The sequence below is a fragment of the Methanobrevibacter ruminantium genome (genome assembly GCF_016294135.1).
Taxonomy (GTDB): Archaea; Methanobacteriota; Methanobacteria; order Methanobacteriales; family Methanobacteriaceae; genus Methanobrevibacter; species Methanobrevibacter ruminantium_A.
This window is the reverse complement of record NZ_JAEDCO010000054.1, coordinates 1-7,541: the sequence shown is the minus strand read 5'-3', so window position 1 is coordinate 7,541 and position 7,541 is coordinate 1. Positions and strand designations below refer to the sequence as shown.

Sequence of the window (7,541 nt, the reverse complement as noted above, 5' to 3'; positions counted from 1 at the left end):
CAAGCTATTGTAGCTTTAAATGATGCTGTATGGAATGGAAAAGCATTGGACTATAAGACTCAAAAGTTGATAGCTATTGGAATTGCAGCATCCAATGCAGACAGCCGTGCAACTGAAAAGCAAATCATGAGTGCTAAAAAGGAATTAGGTGTCACTCGTGATGAAGTTGTGGATGTCTTGAAAGTTGTATTGTTGACTTCAGGCATGCAACCATTCAATAAGGCCTTGCAAATAGCTAATAAAGTCTTTGAAGATTAATTTTATTTCACTTAGGAAGTAATATAAATGGGTGAAAAGGTATTTTACGGCAAAGGTATTCGAAGAATTAAAAAAGAAAATCCTGAACTATATGATTCCATTGAAAACTTGGATAAGAATGTTTGGAATGCCCATGCTTTGGATTACAGGACTCAAAAGTTAATAGCTATTGCAATCTCTGCAACTAAACCTGAAAGCTCTTCATTCTTAAAACAGGTTTCTAAAGCTAAAAAGGAACTTGACATCAGTCGTGATGAAATGATGGATGTTTTAAAGGTAGTTCTTTTAACTTCAGGTATGCAGCCATTCAATAAGGCTTTAGAAGTGGTTAATAAATTGTATGATTGATTTTTTTATTTTTATTTTTATTTTTATTTTTATTTTTATTTTTTGATTAATTTTTTCCGATATTTTCTTTTTTTTTACTTTTTTTAAATTATTCTCTTTCCAAAAGCTCAAAAACTCTTTCAATTGTATCTGCTATTTTGAAAGTGTTTTTATCAATCTCTTCTCTAACGACCCCTTCTTTTAACATAAAATCAAGCATTTCTAACATAGGATCATAATAACCGAAGAGATTAAAGAGTATTATCTTTTTGTTGTGCTGTTTTAATTTTTTCAATACTATTATTTCAAAGAATTCGTCAAGGGTTCCTATTCCTCCAGGAGCTATTATAAAAGCGTCTGAATTTTTTAAAAATAGCTTTTTTCTCTCATCCATGGATTCTGTATAAATGAATTCATCACAATCTCTACAGATTCCTTCAAAATCTTCCATCCATTCAGGTGCAATTCCTATTACTTTTCCATTATTATCTATTGCTCCTTTAGAGACGGCACCCATAACTCCTGTAGATCCTCCACCAAATACAAGAGTATGTCCTCTTTTAGCTATTTCCTCTCCTAATTTGTATGATTCTTCAGTATATTTGGATTTTATACTAGTGCTTCCAGCACCATAAAGACAAATTCTCATATTATCACAGTTCTTATTTTTAAAATAATATGTTTATAGTTGGTATTGTTTAATAAATAAAAAAGGCATATAATAATTATAATTGAAGCATAAAAATAGTATGATTTATTATTAAAGGAAAGGAAATTCCTTTAATAATCCCATTTTCAAGAAAATATTTTAAATAATAATTTCTAGATAATACTTAGTATTATCAATTAATATTTTACTATTTTTAATATTTAAACATTTGCTGAAATTTGAGTTAAAATAAGGCATTTTAGTCCTTTTTTTATTTAGTAAACTATTTAAATAAATTAGAGGAAATTCACTTCAAAGAAATCTAACTTTAGTTTTTTTTAGGAAATTAATTATTTAATTCGGAGGATAATTAATTTCAAAACTTCGACAAAGTAAAAGAAAAGTTCTTAAAATGAAATCTGAGAATTGATTTCAATGATTAAAAGGAATATTTCTTTAACCGAAATTTTAATATTATCACCTCCAAAATTTTCTCGAAAACGGGTGATCTTTTAGTGGAGTGAAAAAACCTCTAAAATTAAATTATCTTTGTTAATTTATAAATTAATAGGAAAATTAGCTTTTAAAATTGATTTAAGCTTGTTAAAGTGTTTTAATTTTGTTAAAACATTGATTTCATATTAGGAAATCAATTTTTAATAAGAAATTTATTTCTTGAAATTCTTTATCTATTTAAATAAAAAATTACATATTAATAAATAATAATTTCTTTTTTAGAATTTTTGGTGAGTTTAATGAAGATATTAGTAGTTCAAGAATCAGACTGGTTAAAGAGAAATCCACATCAGCAACATCATTTAATGGATCGTATGGTACTGCGTGGACATGAGGTAAAAGTCATTGACTATCCAATTGATTGGCCTAAGGAAGACCCTGATGGATTTATGTTCAAAAGGGAAGTTCATGACAATGTATTCAAAGTAAAGCCAGAAGCAGATATTCAAGTAATCAGACCTTCTTTCATTAAAAAACCAGTTTTAAACTACATGTCATTATATTATACTCATAAAAAGGAAATCAAAAGGCAAATAGAAGAATTCAAGCCAGATGTAATTATGGGATTAGGTTTGCTTAATGCATATTCCGCTTCAAAGCTTGCAAATAAACATAATATTCCATTTGTATACTACTTGATTGATGTGCTCTATGCACTTATTCCAGAAAAGACATTTCAATCTTTTGGAAAGAAAGTTAACATGAAGGCAATAGAGCGTTCTGACCTTGTGATTACAATCAATCAAAAGCTTAAAGAACTGGCAATAGATTTGGGTGCTAATCCAAATGAAACCATTTTAATTGATGCTGGAATTGATTTAAATGACTTCGACCCTCAACTTGAGGATTCAAATATAAGAAGTATGTATAACATAGATGAAAATGACACAGTTCTGTTCTTTATGGGTTGGATCTATGAATTTGCAGGTATGAAGGAATTGGCTATTGAACTTGGTAAAAACAAGGAAAAATATCCAAACATGAAGATTCTCATTGTTGGTGATGGTGATGCCTATGACAAGATGGTTCAGATTAAGGAGGAATATGATCTTGGTGACCAGTTGATTCTAACTGGAAAACAGCCTTATGAAATGATTCCTGAATTCTTGGCTTCTGCTGATTTCTGTCTTCTTCCAGCATACATTGATGAAGAAATCATGCAGGATATCGTTCCGATCAAGCTTTATGAGTACTTGGCTATGGAAAAGGTGGTTATAGCAACAGAGCTTCCGGGAATTTCCAAGGAGTTCGGTTACGGAAATGGAATTGAATATGTTCAAAAAGCAGAGGAAGTATTAGAGACTGCTCAAAGGATTCTTTATGAAGGAAGATATGAGGAGATTTCCAAAAAAGGAAGGGAATATGTCAAGTCCAATGATTGGGAAGCAATTACAGATAAGTTTGAAAAGACCTTGAATGACTTAATTGGATAATAGTTTTAAGATATAAGAACAAGTAGAAATCTTTATAACTCATTAAGTTCAATTAAATTTACACATCAATTTTTTAACTTTTTGAAGTGATGTAAAATTATTTTAAAAAATTTTTGTTTTAACTAAAAGTTCTAATTGGTGATATTATGGCGAGAAAAACTTTCAATGAAAAACTAAACTATTCTAAAGACATGCCTAAAATTATAAAAGTTACAGATGAGAAATCCATTAAACGTTATGGTGGAGAGGATATGCTGATTGCTCCTCCATTGGAGTACAATGAAATTATGGCCAAGATTCCTAAGAGAAAACTGATTACTACTGGTCAAATTAGAGAATTTTTAGCAAAGAAACATGGTGCAGAATTTACTTGTCCGTTGACAGCAGGTATTTTCATTTCTTTAGCTGCTCATGCAAGTGAAGAAAGAGAGGATAATAGGATACCCTTTTGGAGAACTCTTAAAAAGAATGGGGAATTGAATCAGAAATATCATGGAGGAGTGGAATATCAAAAGGAAATGCTTGAATATGAAGGACATAGCTTAATTACAAAAGGGAGAAAGAATATAAGATATTTTGTTGAAGATTATGAAGATAAATTATTTGAGTTAGAATAACTTTTTAGTTTTTTTAACTAATTTTTATATTTGGATCGGAAAATTAATTTTTTTATTTTTGCTTTAACTGATTTTCACTATCAAATAATTGGAGATTGTTTATGCCAGAATTAACATTTAGAAATGCAGAAGAAAAAGATGTGCCTTTAATCTTGGAATTTATAAAAAAATTAGCTGATTATGAGCATCGTCTAGATGAAGTGATAGCTACTGAAGAAGCTTTAAAGTATTGGATTTTCGATAAGAATCAAGCAGAAGTCATTTTCGCTCTTGAAGATGGAAAGGAAATAGGATTTGCATTTTTCTTCTTAAGCTTTTCGACTTACATTGCAAATGTCAATATGCACCTTGAGGATCTTTTCATTGACCCTGAATATCGTGGAAAAGGTTATGGAAAGGCAATGCTTAGAGAGCTTGCAAAGATTGTAAAGAAAAGAGATTATGGGAGATTTGAATGGACTTGCCTGGAATGGAATGAACCAAGCAAGGAATTCTATAAGTCCATTGGTGCAGAAGAAAAGGATTGGGATGTTTTCCACTTTACAGGGAAATCCTTAGATGATTTTGTCAATGAAGACTAATTTTTAAATTTTTTAATTCATATATTCTTTATTTTTTTCATCTTACTTTTTTTACTTTTCAATCTTTATTTTTTCTATTTTTACTTTTATTTTTACAATTGATTCATTTTTTCATTATTTTATATTAATAGTTCATTTTTTAATTAATTTTTTACTATTTTTTATAAAAAATTCATTTATTTTATTGAAAATCAATCTCCGTTCAAAAGTTTTAAAAAAGTTTTAATAATGGGATTAATAAATATATTTTATGGTAATAAATTAATTAATAAATTTTGAATTGATTTATTTATTTTTTTATAATTCTTATTAATTAATTAAATTATTAATTCTTTAGATTATAGTGTGATATAATGAGTGAAAATGATAATGGTATGATTTATGATTTATGGGATAAACCTCCTGTTTTTGAGTTGATTTTATTATCCCTTCAACGTTTATGCGCTATTTTTGGTGCTACAATCTTAGTGCCAATTGTAGTTAACACCACTGTTGGCGAACCTGTGCTATCTGTTCCAGTTGCTTTGATTGCTTCAGGGATAGGTACACTTCTTTATGTAATTGTTACACGGAATAGAAGTCCAGTATATCTGGGAAGTTCATTTGCTTTTATTGCTCCTATGATTGCAGGATTTGCTATTGGAGGTAAGTCAAGTATTTTCTCAGCTTTAATGGTTGTAGGTTTGGTCTATATGGCTATTGCTATAATCATCAGAATTACTGGTAATGAATGGATTAACAAGTTATTGCCTCCAGTAATTGTAGGTCCTATGATTATGGTTATCGGTTTATGTTTGGCTCCTACTGCGATTCAGGAAATTGGTCTTGATCAAGCTGTAATTCCAATCAATAACCTTATTGTTGCACTTGTTGCATTCTTGACAACTGCTGTAATAGCTATTCGTGGTAGAGGAATGCTTAAGGTCATTCCTTTCTTGATTGGTATTATTGTATCATATGCTTTAGCAGCTTGCTTAGGTATGGTTGACTTCTCAGGATTCTTTGCAGCTAGCGTATTTGAAGTTCCTGATTTCTATATGCCATTTGTAAACTATAGCTTTAATCCTGTAGCTCTTTTAACAATTGTTCCAATTGCTCTTGTAACTATGGTAGAGCATGTAGGGGACCATAAGGTATTAGGTGAAATCATTGGTCGCGACTTGATTTCTGATCCTGGTTTAAACAAAACCCTTTTTGGTGATGGTCTTGCTACTTTCGTTGCAGCATTCCTTGGTGGTCCTGCAAACACAACTTATGGTGAAAACACTTCAGTTGTAGGATTGACAAGAGTTGCATCCATTTATGTAATCTGTTTGACTGCAATATTTGCAATATTATTTGCGTTCTCTGGACATCTAACTGCACTTCTTGCAGCTATGCCTAACCCTGTAATTGGTGGGGTGGCGATTCTCCTTTACGGATTCATTGCAGTAAATGGTATAAAGCTTTTAATCCAAGAGGATGTTGACTTCAACAACAACAAGAACATTGTTGTAGCAGCTACCATGTTGGTTTTAGGATTAGGTGGAGCTACCTTGTCCATTGTTCGAGGTGACTTGTCTGTATCCATTTCCGGTATGGCTCTTGCAGCAATTGTTGGTGTAGTTCTTAATTTACTTATTCCAGAAAGAAAAGATGATACTGAATTCACTGAAGTTCATTAATCTCTTTTTCTTTTCTTTTCATTTTTCTTTTTTATAATTTTCTATATTATTCTTACTATTTTTTTTTCTGACTTTAAATTAGTTAAATGAATAATTTTATATGTTTTCAATATAAATATATAAGTATTATAAATTTTATTAGGAATCAAATATCTTGTTATTTTTTTAATAGGTGATTTAATGCATATAACTGTTATTGGAACTGGCTATGTTGGACTTGTAACTGGAGCATGTTTTTCAAAAATGGGAAATAAGGTTTATTGTGTAGATATTGTAGAAGAAAAGATAAATGGTCTTAAAAAAGGAATCTTGCCTATTTTTGAACCTCATTTAGGAACAATGGTTATTAATGGTCAAGAGAAAGGAGACTTGATTTTCACTACTGACATTAAGGAAGCTTTAGATGACTCCAACATTGTTTTCATTGCTGTTGGAACCCCTATGGCTGAAGATGGCAGTGCTAATTTAAATTATATCTTTTCAGCTGCAACAGATATTGCAAATAACATTTCACATGATTCCTTGGTTGTCATTAAGTCAACTGTTCCTATAGGTACTGGATTCAAAGTTAAAGATCATATTGAAAGTATACTTGAGGAAAAGAATTCTACTGTTAAAATCAAGATTGCATCAAATCCAGAATTCCTAAAAGAGGGAAGGGCAATTGAGGATTGTTTGCATCCTGACCGTGTTGTCATTGGAGCTGAAGATGAAGAGGTATTTGAGACTTTAAAGGATTTGTACCAGTCATTTGTTCTTAATCATGACAGATTTGTATTGATGGATATAAAATCTGCTGAAATGACTAAATATGTTGCCAATGCAATGCTTGCAACAAAAATATCATTCATGAATGAAATAGCGAATATTTGTGAGGTAACCGGCGCTAATGTTCAGAAAGTGCGCTTAGGAATAGGATCAGACAGAAGAATAGGTTATGATTTCATTTATGCAGGTTGTGGATATGGTGGAAGCTGTTTCCCAAAGGATGTTCAAGCTTTAATAAACACATCCCAATCACACGGATATTTCCCAAGGATTTTGTCAAATGTTGAAGAGGTCAATAAAGATCAAAAGATGGTATTGGTAAACAAGGTAGTAGATAGATTCGGTGATGATTTATCAGGTCTTACTTTTAGCATTTGGGGTCTTTCATTCAAACCAGGCACTGATGATGTGAGAGAGGCCACATCAATCGTTGTAATTTCCGAACTTATTAAAAAAGGGGCTAAAATCAAGGCATATGACCCTCAAGCTACTGAAGAGTTCAAAAGAGCAATTGATGATGAGTATTTAAGTTCTATTGAATTTGCTGAAAATAGATACGATGCTTTAGATGGGTCTGATGCTCTAATCCTAATCACTGAATGGAAGGAGTTCAGATATCTTGATTTTGATTTGTTTGAAGAGAAATTAAATCAAAAGATCATATTTGATGGAAGAAACATTTATGATAAGAAAATAGAAAAATTAGGATTTGAATTGTACCAGATAGG

The 7,541-nt window shown here is 30.8% G+C and carries 8 protein-coding genes; 7 read left to right on the top strand and 1 reads right to left on the bottom strand.

Features of this window, described 5'->3' with window-relative positions:
* Positions 1-258, top strand: a 258-nt coding sequence (locus tag VW161_RS08410; protein ID WP_325192917.1) for a carboxymuconolactone decarboxylase family protein, incomplete at its 5' end; no start/stop codon positions are given.
* Positions 259-285: 27 nt separating this feature from the next.
* Positions 286-606, top strand: a complete 321-nt coding sequence (locus VW161_RS08405; protein ID WP_304092654.1) for a carboxymuconolactone decarboxylase family protein — start codon at positions 286-288, stop codon at positions 604-606.
* A gap of 88 nt (positions 607-694) precedes the next feature.
* Here the strand turns inward: VW161_RS08405 and VW161_RS08400 are convergent, their stop codons facing one another.
* Positions 695-1,234 carry a TIGR00730 family Rossman fold protein gene (locus tag VW161_RS08400; protein ID WP_304089090.1) on the bottom strand — a complete coding sequence of 180 codons (540 nt, stop codon included), beginning with the start codon at positions 1,232-1,234 and terminating at the stop codon, positions 695-697.
* A 755-nt stretch (positions 1,235-1,989) separates the two neighbouring features.
* On the opposite strand from VW161_RS08400, the gene VW161_RS08395 reads away from it, so the two are divergent.
* The 5 genes from VW161_RS08395 to VW161_RS08375 all read left to right on the top strand — a co-directional run.
* A complete protein-coding gene (locus tag VW161_RS08395; protein ID WP_325192916.1) occupies positions 1,990-3,183 on the top strand; it encodes a glycosyltransferase in 1,194 nt (397 codons plus the stop codon).
* 146 nt (positions 3,184-3,329) lie between these two features.
* Positions 3,330-3,800, top strand: coding sequence for a hypothetical protein (locus VW161_RS08390; protein WP_325192915.1), 471 nt, complete (start codon positions 3,330-3,332; stop codon positions 3,798-3,800).
* A gap of 101 nt (positions 3,801-3,901) precedes the next feature.
* Positions 3,902-4,381 carry a GNAT family N-acetyltransferase gene (locus tag VW161_RS08385; protein ID WP_304089095.1) on the top strand — a complete coding sequence of 160 codons (480 nt, stop codon included), beginning with the start codon at positions 3,902-3,904 and terminating at the stop codon, positions 4,379-4,381.
* Positions 4,382-4,734: 353 nt separating this feature from the next.
* Positions 4,735-6,045, top strand: coding sequence for a uracil-xanthine permease family protein (locus VW161_RS08380; RefSeq protein WP_304105780.1), 1,311 nt, complete (start codon positions 4,735-4,737; stop codon positions 6,043-6,045).
* A 180-nt stretch (positions 6,046-6,225) separates the two neighbouring features.
* A partial coding sequence (locus tag VW161_RS08375; protein WP_325192914.1) for a UDP-glucose dehydrogenase family protein occupies positions 6,226-7,541 on the top strand: 1,316 nt, incomplete at its 3' end.

Coding starts and splice junctions, on each gene's coding strand:
- VW161_RS08405 (WP_304092654.1), top strand. CDS start 286: ATGGGTGAAAAGGTATTTTACGGCAAAGGTATTCGAAGAATTAAAAAA.
- VW161_RS08400 (WP_304089090.1), bottom strand. CDS start 1,234: ATGAGAATTTGTCTTTATGGTGCTGGAAGCACTAGTATAAAATCCAAA.
- VW161_RS08395 (WP_325192916.1), top strand. CDS start 1,990: ATGAAGATATTAGTAGTTCAAGAATCAGACTGGTTAAAGAGAAATCCA.
- VW161_RS08390 (WP_325192915.1), top strand. CDS start 3,330: ATGGCGAGAAAAACTTTCAATGAAAAACTAAACTATTCTAAAGACATG.
- VW161_RS08385 (WP_304089095.1), top strand. CDS start 3,902: ATGCCAGAATTAACATTTAGAAATGCAGAAGAAAAAGATGTGCCTTTA.
- VW161_RS08380 (WP_304105780.1), top strand. CDS start 4,735: ATGAGTGAAAATGATAATGGTATGATTTATGATTTATGGGATAAACCT.